This is a genomic window from Pseudomonas sp. ANT_J12 (assembly GCF_008370045.1).
Lineage (GTDB): Bacteria > Pseudomonadota > Gammaproteobacteria > Pseudomonadales > Pseudomonadaceae > Aquipseudomonas.
On the sequence record NZ_VOBN01000012.1, the window covers coordinates 19,902 to 34,913 of the forward strand.

A 15,012-nucleotide genomic window follows, 5' to 3' on the forward strand; every position below is an offset into this window, starting at 1 on the left:
CTCGCTCCTACAGGGATTGCGTCGAACACAAATAATGGATCGACATCAAACCTGTAGGAGCGAGGCTTGCCCGCGAAAGCGATTTCAGCACTTACGAATACCGCAACGCGTGAGCCGGCTCAATCTTCGCCGCCCGCCAGGCAGGGTAAACGGTGGCGAGGAAGCTCAGGATGAACCCCGCCGAGCAGATCAACAACACATCCCCGCCCTGCAATTCCGAAGGCAGGTTGCTGACGAAGTACACGTCCGAACTGAAGATGTGCTGCCCGCTGACGCGCTCCAGCCAACCCACCAGTTCACTGACGTTCAACGCCGCAATCACCCCCAGCACACCGCCGATCAAGGTGCCGACGATGCCGATCACCGTGCCCTGGACCATGAAGATCGCCATGATCTGCCGTGGCGTGGCGCCGATGGTGCGCAGGATCGCAATGTCCGCGCCCTTGTCGTTCACCACCATGATCAGGGTTGCAATGATGTTGAACGCCGCCACCGCGACGATCATCAGCAACAGCAGGCCGATCATGGTTTTTTCCATTTTCATCGCGCTGAACAGACTGCCCTGGGTGTGGGTCCAGTCGTCAGCCTTGTACGCCGTGCCCAGGCCATTGGCGATGTCGTTCGACACCTTGGGCGCCGCGTACAGATCCTTGACCGCCAGGCGCACGCTCTGCACCTGATTCGGCTGCCAATGCTGCATTTGCGCGGCATCGGCCATGTGAATCAGCGCCATCGAACCGTCGAGCTCGGCGCCAACCTTGAACACACCGACCACGTTCAGCCGCTGCATGCGCGGGGTGATGCCCCCCGGTGCGGTGCTGACTTCCGGCACGATCAAGGTGAGTTTGTCGCCGACGTTCAAGCGAAAGCGCCGCGCCGTGATCTCGCCGACCACTACACCGAACTCGCCAGGCTTCAAGGCATCAAGACGCCCCTGGACGATGTGCTGGGCGACGATGGAGACCTTGCCTTCCTGCGCCGGGTCGATGCCGCTGATCTGGATCGGCTGCATCGCGCCCTTATAAGAGAGCATGCCTTCCATCTCGGTGAATGGCACGGCGGCGGTCACTTCGGGATTTTTCATCGCGGCGGCGGCCACCGGCTGCCAATCGTCGATCGGGTTCACGCCGACGATGGTCGCGTGGGGCACCATGCCGAGGATGCGCGAGCTCATTTCGCGCTGGAAACCGTTCATCACCGAGAGCACCACGATCATCGCCAGCACGCCCAGGGCGAGGCCGATCATCGAGGTCATCGAGATGAAGGAAACAAAGCGATTGCGGCGCTTGGCGCGGGTATAGCGCGCGCCGATAAAGATCGATAACGGTCTGAACATTCGCTGGGCACCGTATAAAAATAAAAGACCCGACGGGCTTTTCAGCCGCGCCGGGTTTCGGTCAATCAGATGGGCGTCAGGCAACCTTCCTGCAAATGCAGGACGCGATCCATCTGGCGAGCCAGGTTCATATCGTGGGTCACCACCAGGAACGCGGTGCGCATCGAGGTGCTGAGTTCCAGCATCAAGTCCTGAATGCCTTGCGCTGTGTGGGAGTCCAGGTTGCCGGTCGGCTCATCGAGCATCACCAGCCCCGGGTTGTTCACCAGGGCGCGGGCGATGGCCACACGCTGACGCTCACCACCGGACAGTTCCGACGGCTTGTGCTGCAAGCGATGCCCCAGCCCTACCCGCTCCAGCAACGCGGTGGCACGCTGACGCGCCTCCGGGATCGCGGTCTTGCCGATCAGCAGCGGCATGCAGACGTTTTCCAGGGCGGTGAATTCCGGCAGCAAGTGGTGGAACTGGTACACGAACCCGAGGGAACGGTTACGCAGCAACCCGCGATTCTTCTCGCTCAGTGCCGAGAGCTCTTCGCCGTCGAGCCAGACGCTGCCCTTGGTCGGCGTATCGAGACCGCCCAACAGGTTGAGCAAGGTACTTTTGCCCGAACCCGAAGTGCCGACAATCGCCACGCGCTCACCCGGATGCAGTTCCAGTTGCAGACCGGCCAGCACCTCTACCGACTCCGGGCCTTCCTCGTAGGATTTGCCCAGGTTGCGACAGCTCAAGATTGCTTTTTCACTCATGCCCGACTCACTCATAACGTAGCGCCTCCGCAGGCTGGGTGCGCGCGGCACGCCAGGCTGGATACAGGGTGGCGAGGAAACTCAGTACCAACGCAGCGGCGCAGACCATCAACACATCCTGGCTCTGCACTTGCGACGGCAGGTAATCAATGAAATACACGTCGGCGTTGAGGAATTTATGCCCGATCAGGCCTTCCAGCGCCGAGATCGCGGCGCTGACGTTCAGCGCGGCGAAGATCCCGACCACGGCGCCGATCAGCGTTCCGATCACACCAATGACCGTGCCCTGGACCATGAAGATCGCCATGATCTGCCCCGGCGTGGAGCCCAGGGTGCGCAGGATAGCGATGTCGCCTTTCTTGTCATTCACCACCATCACCAGCGTGGAGATGATGTTGAAAGCCGCGACGGCAACGATCAGCAGCAACAGCAGACCGATCATGGCTTTTTCCATGCGGATCGCCTGATACAGGTTGCCGTGGGTGCGGGTCCAGTCGCGGGCGTAGTAATGGTCTTCGCCGAGTTGCTGGGCCAGGGTCCACGCCACGCGCGGTGCCTGGAACAGGTCATCAAACTTCAGGCGGATGCCCTGGACCTGATCCGGCTTCCAGCGATGCAGCCTGGCCAGGTCCTGCAGGTTGGTCACGCCCAGGTAGCCATCCAGCTCACCGGCGCCGACATGGAAGATGCCGACCACGGTAAAGCGTTTCATGCGCGGGAACATCCCGGCCGGGGTTACGGTGACTTCCGGTGCGACGAAGGTCAGCTTGTCGCCGATGGCCGCGCCGAGCTTGGCCGCCGCCTTGTCGCCAATGACGATGCCGAAGCTGCCGGGGGCCAGGTCGTCGAGCTTGCCCTGCTGCATGAAGTTATCAATGATCGAGACCTGCCGCTCCAGCGCCGGGTCAATGCCATTGAGCAGCACCTTGGACACCTTGCCATTGTTGGTCAGCAGCCCCTGCATCTGGGTGAACGGCGCAACGGCCGTCACCTGCGGGTTCTGCTTGACCTTGGTGGCCAGGCTTTGCCAGTCGCTGATCGCTTCACCGGACTCGATGGTCGCGTGGGGCACCATGCCCAGCACGCGGGTGCGCATCTCATGATCGAAACCGTTCATGACCGACAGCACGACGATCATCACGACCACGCCAAGGGCGAGCCCGATCATCGAAGTCAGGGAAATGAACGACACAAAATGATTGCGACGCTTTGCACGGGTATAACGCGTGCCAATAAATACGAAGAGAGGTCTGAACATGTCGGGGCTTGTTCGGAGGGAAAAGGAACGTCCTTGTGGCGGGGGTCGATAACCAGCTTTACACTCAGACCACCGCCGCTACCATGGGTTCGCCATGTCGACATTAGATGAAGAAGATCGCCGCGAATACTACCGTATCGAGGACACGATCGCACTGGAAATTCGGACCCTGTCTGCTCCCGAAGCCGCAGGCCAGGAAGTGTTGCAGGATGCTTCCCCCCTCTTCAACTTGCTCAGTGAACTGCACCTGAGCGAATTCGAGTCGCAGCACCTGTTGCGCCAGATCAGTGAGCGCGACCGGGCGATTGCTGCCTTCTTGAAATCCCAGAACAAACGCATCGACCTGCTCAGCCAGGTGGTCGCCCTGACCGTGCTCGGGCACATCGGCGACCCGCAACCGGTGATCATCTCCGAAGGCGGCATCGACTTTCAGCATCCGACCCCCATTGCCGTCGGCGCGCACCTGTCGGTCAAACTGGTGCTGATGCCGCAAGCGCTGGGCCTGTTGCTGCGGGCCAGGGTCACCCATTGCGACCGCAAGGGCGACGGCTACGACGTCGGCACCGAGTTCGAGTACCCGACCGATGCCCAGCGCCAATTGCTCGCCCGCTACATCTTGCAAAAGCAGGCCCAGGAACGACGTCTGGCCCGCGAACAAAACGAATCAGGCATTTAATTAAGGAAGAACCGTGACCCTCATCTACGGCCATCGCGGCGCCAAAGGCGAAGCACCGGAAAACACCCTGACCAGTTTTCAGGAATGTCTCAAGCACGGCGTGCGCCGTTGCGAACTGGATCTGCACCTGTCCATGGACGGCGAGTTGATGGTCATCCACGACCCGACACTCAAGCGCACCACCGACCGCCGCGGCAAAGTGGTCGAGCATACCGCTAAGGATCTGGTGACCTACGACGCGCGCAAGGGCGGCCCGGGCTGGATCAAGCCGTGCCCGATTCCAACGCTGGAAGAGCTGTTCGAGAAATGCGATTTCGAGCACTGGCAACTGGAAGTCAAAAGCGCTTCACGCACCCGCGCCGCGACTACGGTGCTGGCGATTCGGGAAATGGCGGTGCGTCACGGCCTGCTGGAAAAGGTGACCATCACCTCCAGTTCCCGCGAAGTATTGAAGGCCGCGCTGGACCTGGTGCCGGATGTGTCTCGCGGATTGGTCGCCGAGTACGCCTGGCTCGACCCGTTGAAAGTCGCGCAAAGCTATGGCTGTGAGATTCTGGCGCTGAACTGGACCCTGTGTACGCCGGAACGCCTGCAGAAGGCGCAGCGTCAGGGGCTGCATGTGTCGGTATGGACAGTCAACGAGCCCGCGCTGATGCGCAGACTCGCCGACTTCGGCGTTGACAGCCTGATTACAGACTTTCCCGGTTTGGCCACTGCCACCCTCGAGAATTGCTGAAATCGGTCTCCCCGGCCGGCTCAGGCCACCGGCCGGAGCCGCTCAAAAAAGCCGGTTGAGGCCATCGTATGCCGCTACCCGATAGGCTTCGGCCATGGTCGGGTAGTTGAACGTGGTGTTGACGAAGTACTTGAGGGTGTTCAGTTCGCCCGGCTGGCTCATGATCGCCTGGCCGATGTGAACAATCTCCGACGCCTGATAGCCGAAGCAGTGCACGCCCAGCACTTCCAGGGTTTCGCGGTGGAACAGGATCTTCAGCATGCCCTGGGGCTCGCCGGCGATCTGTGCCCGCGCCATGCTCTTGAAGAACGCCTTGCCCACTTCGTACGGCACTTTGGCCTGGGTCAGCTCTTGCTCGTTCTTGCCGATCGAGCTGATCTCCGGAATGGTGTAGATGCCGGTCGGCACGTCATTCACGAAACGCCAGCTGTTGTTATCGACGATGCTGCCAGCGGCCGAGCGACCCTGGTCGTGAGCGGCACTGGCCAGGCTCGGCCAGCCGATCACGTCACCGGCACCGTAGATGTTCGGCACGCAGGTGCGGTAGGCCTCGTCCACTTCGATCTGACCACGGCTGTTGACCTTCACGCCGATGTTTTCCAGACCCAACTGGTCGGTATTACCGGTACGGCCGTTGCACCAGAGCAAGGCGTCGGCCTTGATCTTCTTGCCGGACTTGAGGTGCAGGATCACACCGTTGTCCACGCCTTCGACGCGGTCGTAGTCTTCGTTGTGGCGAACCGTGATGTTGTTGTTACTGAAGTGATAGCTCAGGGCCTGGGAAATTTCCGAGTCCAGGAAGCTCAGCAACTGACCACGGTTGTCCACCAGTTCAACCAGCACACCCAGGCCACTAAAGATCGAGGCGTACTCGCAACCGATCACGCCCGCGCCGTAAACGATGAGTTTGCGCGGGGTGTGGCCGAGGCTGAGGATGGTGTCGCTATCGTAGATACGCGGGTGATGGAAATCGATGTCCGCCGGGCGATACGGACGCGAACCGGTGGCGATGATGATGTGCTTGGCGACAAGCTTTTCGACTACACCGTTGGCGCACACCACTTCGATGGTTTGCTCGTCGGCGAAGCTGCCGGTGCCGAAGAACACGTCGACGCGGTTACGGGCGTAGTAGCCGGTACGCGAAGTGACTTGTTTGGAAATGACTTTTTCTGCGCTTTTCAGCACGTCCGGAAACGAGAACCAACGCGGCTCACCAATGGCCCGGAACATCGGGTTGGTGTTGAACTGCATGATCTGCCGGACCGAGTGACGCAATGCCTTGGACGGGATGGTACCCAAGTGGGTGCAGTTGCCGCCGACCTGGCGACGGCTGTCGACCATGGCCACCTTGCGTCCTGCTTTGGCGGCGTTCATTGCCGCACCTTCTCCTGCCGGGCCGGAACCCAGCACCACCACGTCGTAGTTGTAGACAGCCATGCGTACTCCTCAGAACAGGCCGCGGCGCCATCGGCACCTGCGGCTAAATCACGCCGATCTGCGGCGTGAAGGAACAATTTGGGGCCAGTGCAGAACCCGGACACAGTCTATAGAAGCGTCAACGCCGCGCACATTAACCCTTGGTCGCGTCGTAGGCTACTTTTGCCGGCGCTACAACGCCAGTCTTCAATGCTCGGATCGCCGCAATCATTCGGTTTTGCCGCCACTCTGGCGCTCAAAAGCCTGATTGGCCCGTGTGACGAAACCTGTATCGGCACGAATCACAAAGAATGCACCAATGTTGTGTTTTTGCGCGTAGTCCCATCCACGTTCGGGGCCGAGAATCAGCAACAGCGTCGATAAGCCATCGGCCATCAGCGTTGAAGGATTAATGACCGTGACCGACGCCAGGTTGTGGGTAATCGGTGCACCCGTGCGGGCGTCGAAGGTGTGGGAATAGCGGTGGCCGTCTTGCTCGAAATAGTTGCGATAGTCGCCGGAAGTGGACACGCCGTAGCCGTCGACATTGATGATGCGCTCGGCCACTTGCTGATTGGCCCGGGGCTCTTCCAGGGCAATTTTCCACGGTGAGCCATCGAGCTTTTTGCCGGCTGCCTTGAGTTCGCCGGTGACTTCGGCGAGGTAGTTATGGATGCCCATGCTTTCAAGTTTTGCGGCAATGGTGTCCACGGTGTAGCCGGCGGCGATGCTGTTGAAATCGACCTCGACGGCGGTGTCCTTGCAGAGTTGGTCACCGTCGATGCGCAGGTGTGTGTGACCGACTCGTTGCATTGCGTGGGTGAGTGCTTCGGTACTCGGGACTTTTTCTTCACGAGCCTGTGGGCCGAACCCCCAGAGGTTCATCAGTGGTTCGACGGTCAGGTCGTAGGAGCCTTCGCTTTGCAGCGACAGTTGTTCGCCGACACGGACCAATTCGAGGATCGGCACGGGCATTGTCTGACAGCGATTGGCGGGCAGATCGTTGAAGCGCTCAATGTCCGAGTCACTGCGGTAGGTGGACATTTGCCGGTCGACGTCGGCGAGGATCTTTTCGACTTCGACCTGTACTGCTTGCGGTGCGGGCAGTTCCTCGTTTCGAACGTACTTGATCGAATAGGTGCTGCCCATGGTCGGGCCACCGAAGCTTTCCATGGAATCACCGTTGCCGCAGCCGGACAGGGCAACGAACAGCGCCAGGACAAAACCCTTCCGTCTCAACAATCTCACTCCCCCTGACTCCCCTGGCACAACACCGAGGGTCGCCATTATGCACTCTCCCTGTAGGAGCGAGGCTTGCCCGCGAAGGCGGTGCGCCAGGTTTATCGCCTTCACGGGCAAGCCTCGCTACTACAAAGGCTAATTCGCTCCACCTCTAATTTCATGCCGCTTAATGGCTATAACGTTTAAGCAGCAGGCTAACTAGTGGTTGCCTATCCATCTTCATACACATATCGTTACAAAACTGTTCGGTGCGTGCCTGCGTGCTTGAGGCCGACAGCCAGGAAGCGTCAAGACCAGGGATTTCCAATAAGACAGCCAAAGTGAGAGCGTTCAAATGTCCTCGAATACGGGCAAAGGCAAAGCGATCTTTCGCGTTGTCAGCGGTAATTTTCTTGAGATGTTCGATTTTATGGTCTACGGCTTCTACGCCACGGCCATTGCCAAGACCTTCTTCCCTGCCGACAGCGCTTTCGCTTCCTTGATGCTGTCCCTGGCAACCTTCGGCGCCGGGTTCCTGATGCGTCCGCTGGGTGCGATTTTCCTCGGTGCCTACATCGACCGTCACGGCCGTCGCAAAGGGCTGATCATCACCCTGGCCCTGATGGCCGCCGGTACGATACTGATTGCCTGCGTGCCGGGTTACGCCACCCTGGGCGTGGCTGCGCCGCTGATCGTGCTGTTCGGCCGCCTGTTACAAGGCTTCTCGGCGGGCGTGGAACTGGGCGGTGTGTCGGTTTACCTGGCCGAAATCTCCACCCCGGGGCGCAAGGGCTTCTTCGTCAGCTGGCAGTCCGCCAGTCAACAAGCCGCCGTGGTATTCGCCGGATTGCTGGGGGTCGGTTTGAACCACTGGCTCAGCCCGGAACAAATGGGTGACTGGGGCTGGCGCGTGCCGTTCCTGATCGGTTGCATGATCGTGCCGGTGATCTTCGTGATTCGACGCTCGCTGGAAGAAACTCCGGAATTCCAGGCGCGTAAACATCGCCCTACCCTGCAGGAAATCATCCGTTCGATCGGTCAGAACTTTGGCATCGTTATCGCCGGCATGGCGCTGGTGGTCATGACCACCGTGTCGTTCTACCTGATCACTGCGTACACCCCGACATTCGGTAAAGCCGAACTGCATTTGTCGGACCTGGATGCGTTACTGGTTACTGTGTGCATCGGCCTGTCGAACTTCTTCTGGCTGCCGGTGATGGGAGCTTTTTCCGACAAGATCGGCCGCAAACCCCTACTGTTGGCGGCGACGATTCTGGCGATCCTCACGGCTTACCCGGCCCTGTCGTGGCTGGTGGCCAACCCGAGTTTCAGCCATCTGCTGATCGTCGAGTTGTGGTTGTCGTTCTTGTATGGCTCGTACAACGGCGCCATGGTGGTGGCGCTGACCGAGATCATGCCGGTAGAAGTTCGTACAACCGGTTTCTCCCTGGCCTACAGCCTGGCGACCGCGACCTTCGGTGGGTTTACTCCGGCGGCGTGCACTTATCTGATCCACGTGCTGGATAACAAGGCCGCGCCGGGGATCTGGCTCAGTGGTGCGGCGGTGCTGGGGTTGATTGCGACGCTGGTGTTGTTCCGTGGCAACAAGCATGAGTTGCGGACTGCGCAAGCCGCAGTGGCTGGCGGCGCCAGGTAGATCGCATTCGTCAGCACGATCGTTCCCACGCTCTGCGTGGGAACGATCACCGCACAAACAAAAACGCCCCGACAATGTCGGGGCGTTTTCATTTGCGGCTGAAGCTTAGCGCGGGAACGCTGGCGGGTTGACCCCGGCCATGTCTTCCATCACGCGCACCACCTGGCAGCTGTAACCGAATTCGTTGTCGTACCAAACGTACAGAACAACGCGGTTGTCTTGGGTGATGGTCGCTTCAGCGTCCACAACACCGGCGTGGCGCGAGCCAACGAAGTCGGTGGACACCACTTCCTGCGAGTTGACGTAGTCGATTTGCTTATGCAGATCGGAGTGCAACGCCATGTAACGCAGGTAATCGTTCATCTCTTCGCGGGTCGCGGCTTTCTCAAGGTTCAGGTTGAGAATGGCCATCGACACGTTCGGCGTCGGAACGCGGATCGCGTTGCCGGTCAGCTTGCCGGCCAGCTCAGGCAGAGCCTTGGCAGCAGCGGTGGCAGCACCGGTCTCGGTGATCACCATGTTCAGCGCGGCGCTACGGCCACGGCGATCGCCCTTGTGGAAGTTGTCGATCAGGTTCTGGTCGTTGGTGTACGAGTGAACCGTTTCAACGTGACCGTTGATGATGCCGAACTTGTCGTTGACGGCCTTCAGCACCGGCACGATGGCGTTGGTGGTGCAGGAAGCCGCGGAAACGATCTTGTCATCAGCGGTGATTTCGCCGTGGTTGATGCCGTGAACGATGTTCTTCAGCTTGCCTTTGCCAGGCGCGGTCAGCACAACGCGGTCGATACCCGGGCAAGCCAGGTGTTGGCCCAGGCCCTCGGCGTCACGCCATACACCGGTGTTGTCCACCAGCAGCGCGTCTTTGATGCCGTACTGGGTGTAATCCACTTCAGTCGGGTTTTTCGCGTAGATAACCTGAATCAGGTTGCCGTTGGCGGTGATGGTGTTGTTGGCTTCATCAATGGTGATGGTGCCATCGAACGGACCATGGACCGAGTCGCGACGCAGCAGGCTGGCGCGTTTGACCAGGTCGTTCTCGGCGCCCTTGCGGACCACGATGGCGCGCAGACGCAGGCCGTCGCCACCACCGGTTTTTTCGATCAGGATGCGCGCCAGCAGACGGCCGATACGACCGAAGCCGTAGAGGACAACGTCGGTGCCTTTGCGCGCGGCAACGTTTTGCTGGCCAACCACGTCGGCCAGTTCTTCACGGACGAACTGCTCGGCAGTGCGGCCATTGCCTTCGGCCTTGAATTTGACCGCCAGCTTGCCCAGGTCGACCGAAGCGGCGCCGAGCTTGAGCTCGCTCATGGCTTTGAGCAGCGGGAATGTTTCGTGGACGGACAGTTCGCTGTCATCGGACTGGCGATGGCGAGCGAAGCGGTGAGCTTTGAGAATCGCAATGACTGAACGATTGATCAGGCTGCGGCCATAGATCGAGCTCACCACGTTGTTATTGCGGTAGAGCTGACCGATAAGCGGAATCATCGCTTCTGCGAGTGCTTCACGGTCGATCCATTCACCAAGACACTGGTCGGGCTTCTGAGTCACGGGAACCTTCCACATATGTAGGGGCAGAAAAAAGGGGCTACATTATGCCGCCGAGTGCCTCTCGTAGCAATGCGCGCCTGTCGTGCGAGCCGTAACAAATTTCTGTTCAAAAAAATTACGCCGCGCTGGAGCCCAGTAAATACGGGGCTTTCAGCGCAGTCAATTTTTTGGAGGTAGCGCTGCCTTGTCCGTAACCATCCGTAACACCTGCTCGTTTTGCCACTACATAATCGCTAAATTTCAGCAAAAAACCGCCGGATTTTGTCTTTACCACTACATTTCGCCCAACCCGCGTAATAGACATATCTGCAACTGACAGCCGGCACCTGAGGCCGCTACAATTACCGACTTTGTCGCAACGCTTGGAGCTCAACCTTCCGTGCCCGTTCTGCGTCTACCGCTTCTCCCTGCCGCGGCAGGTAAACAGCACTGGGGCAACTTGCCCGGTGCCGCCCTGAGCCTGGCCATCGCCGAGGCCGCCAGCGCTGCCAAGCGCTTTACCCTGCTGCTGACCGCTGACAGCCAAAGCGCTGAACGGCTGGAACAGGAGCTGAGCTTCTTCGCCCCGGATTTGCCCGTGCTGCATTTTCCCGACTGGGAAACCCTGCCTTACGACCTGTTCTCGCCGCACCAGGACATCATCTCCCAGCGCATTGCCAGCTTATATAGGCTGCCGGAGCTGACCCACGGTGTGCTGGTGGTGCCAATCACCACGGCCCTGCATCGCCTGGCGCCGACCAAGTTCCTGCTCGGCAGCAGCCTGGTGCTGGATGTCGGCCAGAAACTCGACGTCGAGCAAATGCGCACCCGGCTCGAAGCCAGCGGCTATCGCTACGTCGATACGGTGTACGAGCACGGTGAATTCACGGTGCGCGGTTCACTGATCGACCTGTTCCCTATGGGCAGCAAACTGCCGTTCCGCATCGATCTGTTCGACGACGAAATCGAGACCCTGCGCACATTCGATCCGGACAACCAGCGCTCCATCGACAAGGTCGACACCGTGCGCCTGCTGCCGGCCCGGGAATTCCCGCTGCAAAAGGACGCGGTCACTCGCTTCAAGGCGCGCTTTCGCGAGCGTTTCGATGTCGACTTCCGCCGCTGCCCGATCTTCCAGGACCTGAGCAGCGGGATTACCCCGGCCGGTATCGAGTACTACCTGCCGCTGTTCTTCGATGAAACCTCGACCCTGTTCGATTACCTGCCACAAGACACCCAGGTGTTTTCCCTGCCGGGCATCGAGCAAGCGGCGGAGAATTTCTGGAACGACGTGCGCAATCGTTATGAAGAGCGCCGCGTCGACCCGTCCCGTCCTTTATTGCCGCCGGCCGAGCTGTTCCTGCCGGTGGAAGACTGCTTCGCACGCCTGAAGAACTGGCCGCGCGTGGTCGCCAGCCAGCAAGACGTGGAAACCGGCGTAGGCCGCGAACGCTTCCCGGCGCAAGCGCTGCCGAACCTGGCCATCGAAGCCAAGGCCACCCAGCCGTTGGCGGCGCTGGCCGGTTTCCTCGACGGGTTCCCCGGTCGCGTGCTGTTTACCGCCGAGTCTGCGGGCCGTCGTGAAGTGCTGCTGGAATTGCTTGAACGCCTGAAGCTGCGACCGAAAACCGTCGATAGCTGGCCGGACTTTGTCGCAAGCAAGGATCGCCTGGCGATCACCATCGCGCCGCTGGATGAAGGCCTGCTGCTGGACGATCCGGCATTAGCGTTGATCGCCGAAAGCCCATTGTTCGGTCAGCGGGTGATGCAGCGTCGGCGCCGCGAGAAACGCGCCGATGGCAACAATGACGCAGTGATCAAGAACCTCACCGAGCTGCGCGAAGGCGCGCCGGTGGTGCACATCGATCACGGTGTCGGCCGTTACCTCGGCCTGGCAACCCTGGAAATCGACGACCAGGCCGCCGAGTTCCTGACCCTTCAATACGCCGAAGGCGCCAAGCTCTACGTGCCGGTGGCCAACCTGCATTTGATCGCGCGCTACACCGGCAGCGACGATGCCTTGGCCCCGCTGCACCGCCTCGGTTCCGAGACCTGGCAGAAAGCCAAGCGCAAAGCCGCCGAACAGGTGCGCGACGTGGCCGCCGAGCTGCTCGACATCTATGCCCGCCGCGCCGCCCGCGAGGGCTACGCCTTCGCCGATCCGAAAGCCGATTACGCGACGTTCAGCGCCGGATTCCCGTTCGAAGAAACCCCGGACCAGCAAACCACCATCGATGCGGTGCGCGCCGACATGCTCGCGCCCAAACCGATGGACCGACTGGTCTGCGGCGACGTCGGTTTCGGCAAGACCGAAGTGGCGATGCGTGCCGCGTTCATCGCGGTACACGGCGGTCGCCAAGTGGCGATCCTGGTGCCGACCACCCTGCTCGCCCAACAGCACTACAACAGCTTCCGCGACCGCTTTGCCGACTGGCCGGTGAGCGTGGAAGTGATGAGCCGCTTCAAGTCCACCAAGGAAGTGAATGCCGCGATTGCGGACTTGGCGGAAGGCAAGATCGACATCGTCATCGGCACCCACAAGCTGTTGTCCGACGATGTGAAAATCAAAAACCTCGGGCTGGTGATCATCGACGAAGAGCACCGTTTCGGTGTGCGTCAGAAAGAACAGCTCAAGGCCCTGCGCAGTGAAGTCGACATCCTCACCCTGACCGCCACGCCGATTCCACGCACGCTGAACATGGCGGTGTCGGGCATGCGCGACCTGTCGATCATCGCCACGCCGCCGGCCCGTCGCCTGTCGGTGCGGACCTTCGTCATGGAGCAGAACAAAAGCACGATCAAGGAAGCCTTGCTCCGCGAGCTGCTGCGCGGCGGTCAGGTCTATTACCTGCACAACGATGTCAAAACCATCGAGAAATGCGCCGCCGACCTCGCCGAACTGGTGCCGGAAGCACGCATCGGTATCGGCCACGGGCAGATGCGCGAGCGCGAACTCGAACAGGTGATGAGCGACTTCTACCACAAGCGCTTCAACGTGCTGATCGCCTCGACCATCATCGAGACCGGCATCGACGTGCCGAGCGCCAACACCATCATCATCGAGCGTGCCGACAAGTTCGGCCTGGCGCAGTTGCACCAATTGCGCGGCCGGGTCGGTCGCAGTCACCACCAGGCTTACGCGTACCTGCTGACGCCGCCGCGCCAGCAAATCACCGGCGACGCCGAAAAGCGTCTGGAAGCGATTGCCAACACCCAGGACCTCGGCGCGGGCTTTGTGCTTGCGACCAACGACCTGGAAATCCGTGGCGCCGGCGAATTGCTGGGCGACGGCCAGAGCGGGCAGATCCAGGCGGTGGGCTTCACGCTGTACATGGAAATGCTCGAGCGCGCGGTGAAGTCGATCCGCAAGGGCGAACAACCAAACCTTGATCAACCGTTGGGCGGCGGTCCGGAAGTCAACTTGCGCGTACCGGCGTTGATTCCCGAGGACTACTTGCCGGATGTTCACGCCCGCTTGATTCTCTACAAACGCATCGCCTCGGCGACCGACGAGGAAGGTCTCAAGGACCTGCAAGTGGAGATGATCGACCGTTTCGGCCTGTTGCCCGAGCCAACCAAGAACCTGGTACGGATCACGCTTCTGAAATTGCAGGCCGAGCAACTGGGCATCAAGAAAGTCGACGGCGGTCCGCAAGGCGGTCGTATCGAGTTCGCGGCGCAGACCCCGGTCGATCCGTTGACCCTGATCAAACTGATCCAGAGCCAACCCAAACGCTACAAATTCGAAGGTGCCACGATGTTCAAATTCATGGTGCCGATGGAGCGCCCGGAAGAGCGCTTTAATACTGTAGAGGCGCTGTTTGAGCGCCTACTCCCGACAACTGCTTGAAGGACGCCGCATGCGCCTGTTTCGCTCGCTAACTTTGCTGATGACGTTGTTTGCTTCAACGGCGTTTGCCGATGACAAGTATCAGGTTGAAATGATCCTGTTCCGGCAAAACGCCGTGCCGGCAATCGTCAGTCGTGCAGCACCGGAAGACTGGGCGGCCGGCGCACAACACATCGCCCCCGACAGCCTGCGCACGCCAAGCCTCAATGGCACAGTGGAAAAACTCACCAACAGCGCCGACTACACGGTGCTGCTGCACAAGGCCTGGCAACAGAACCTGGGTGAAGAAGCCAGCAAGATTGCGATCAGCGACGGCAACGAACAGTTCGGTCAATTCCCGATCGAAGGCACGCTTGACCTGAAGGTGGGGCGCCTCACCGACATTGACGCGGACTTCTGGGTCAATCAGTTCGACGCCAACGGCATGGTCACTGCCAGCGAACGTCTGAAGCAGGAAAGCCACACCAGGAGCGGCCAGCTGAACTACCTCGATAACGGCCATCTGGGCCTGATGATCAAGATCACCTCGCTGACTGCGCCAGCCCCTCGGCCAGCCCCCGAAGAAATTCCGGACTGATTG

The 15,012-nt window shown here is 60.3% G+C and carries 11 protein-coding genes; 5 read left to right on the forward strand and 6 right to left on the reverse strand.

The features are described 5' to 3' along the window. Positions 1–91: 91 nt before the first annotated feature. From FQ192_RS22320 to FQ192_RS22330, 3 genes are all read right to left on the reverse strand, one after another. Entirely contained in the window at positions 92–1,336 is a 1,245-nt protein-coding gene (locus tag FQ192_RS22320) for a lipoprotein-releasing ABC transporter permease subunit (protein ID WP_149660487.1), read from the reverse strand. A gap of 65 nt (positions 1,337–1,401) precedes the next feature. Then, positions 1,402–2,085 carry a lipoprotein-releasing ABC transporter ATP-binding protein LolD gene (gene lolD / locus FQ192_RS22325; protein ID WP_166655989.1) on the reverse strand — a complete coding sequence of 228 codons (684 nt, stop codon included), beginning with the start codon at positions 2,083–2,085 and terminating at the stop codon, positions 1,402–1,404. Positions 2,086–2,092: 7 nt separating this feature from the next. Continuing rightward, positions 2,093–3,343: a lipoprotein-releasing ABC transporter permease subunit gene (locus tag FQ192_RS22330; protein WP_149660488.1), complete on the reverse strand. Its 1,251-nt coding sequence runs from the start codon at positions 3,341–3,343 to the stop codon at positions 2,093–2,095. A gap of 94 nt (positions 3,344–3,437) precedes the next feature. Here FQ192_RS22330 and FQ192_RS22335 point away from each other — a divergent pair, with 94 nt between their 5' ends. Together FQ192_RS22335 and FQ192_RS22340 are read left to right on the forward strand one after the other, a co-directional pair. Continuing rightward, positions 3,438–4,019, forward strand: a complete 582-nt coding sequence (locus FQ192_RS22335) for a PilZ domain-containing protein (RefSeq protein ID WP_149660489.1) — start codon at positions 3,438–3,440, stop codon at positions 4,017–4,019. A 13-nt stretch (positions 4,020–4,032) separates the two neighbouring features. After that, on the forward strand, positions 4,033–4,755 hold the full coding sequence (locus FQ192_RS22340) for a glycerophosphodiester phosphodiesterase (RefSeq protein WP_149660490.1): 723 nt from the start codon (positions 4,033–4,035) through the stop codon (positions 4,753–4,755). 42 nt (positions 4,756–4,797) lie between these two features. On the opposite strand, the gene sthA is transcribed toward FQ192_RS22340, so the two are convergent. Together sthA and FQ192_RS22350 are read right to left on the reverse strand one after the other, a co-directional pair. Then, positions 4,798–6,192, reverse strand: coding sequence for a Si-specific NAD(P)(+) transhydrogenase (gene sthA / locus FQ192_RS22345; RefSeq protein ID WP_149660491.1), 1,395 nt, complete (start codon positions 6,190–6,192; stop codon positions 4,798–4,800). Between the two features lie 207 nt (positions 6,193–6,399). Continuing rightward, positions 6,400–7,344, reverse strand: a complete 945-nt coding sequence (locus FQ192_RS22350) for an FAD:protein FMN transferase (protein WP_256672347.1) — start codon at positions 7,342–7,344, stop codon at positions 6,400–6,402. 403 nt (positions 7,345–7,747) lie between these two features. On the opposite strand from FQ192_RS22350, the gene FQ192_RS22355 reads away from it, so the two are divergent. Next, positions 7,748–9,049, forward strand: coding sequence for an MFS transporter (locus FQ192_RS22355; RefSeq protein WP_149660493.1), 1,302 nt, complete (start codon positions 7,748–7,750; stop codon positions 9,047–9,049). A 105-nt stretch (positions 9,050–9,154) separates the two neighbouring features. Here FQ192_RS22355 and FQ192_RS22360 read toward each other — a convergent pair whose 3' ends face one another. Then, positions 9,155–10,618: a glyceraldehyde-3-phosphate dehydrogenase gene (locus FQ192_RS22360; protein ID WP_133836769.1), complete on the reverse strand. Its 1,464-nt coding sequence runs from the start codon at positions 10,616–10,618 to the stop codon at positions 9,155–9,157. A 364-nt stretch (positions 10,619–10,982) separates the two neighbouring features. Between FQ192_RS22360 and mfd the strand changes: the two genes are divergently transcribed. Both mfd and FQ192_RS22370 read left to right on the forward strand, forming a co-directional pair. Continuing rightward, positions 10,983–14,432 (forward strand): transcription-repair coupling factor, encoded by a 3,450-nt coding sequence (gene mfd, locus FQ192_RS22365; protein ID WP_149660494.1) that lies wholly within the window; start codon positions 10,983–10,985, stop codon positions 14,430–14,432. A 10-nt stretch (positions 14,433–14,442) separates the two neighbouring features. Next, a complete protein-coding gene (locus FQ192_RS22370; protein ID WP_149660495.1) occupies positions 14,443–15,009 on the forward strand; it encodes a CsiV family protein in 567 nt (188 codons plus the stop codon). Positions 15,010–15,012: the final 3 nt, after the last annotated feature.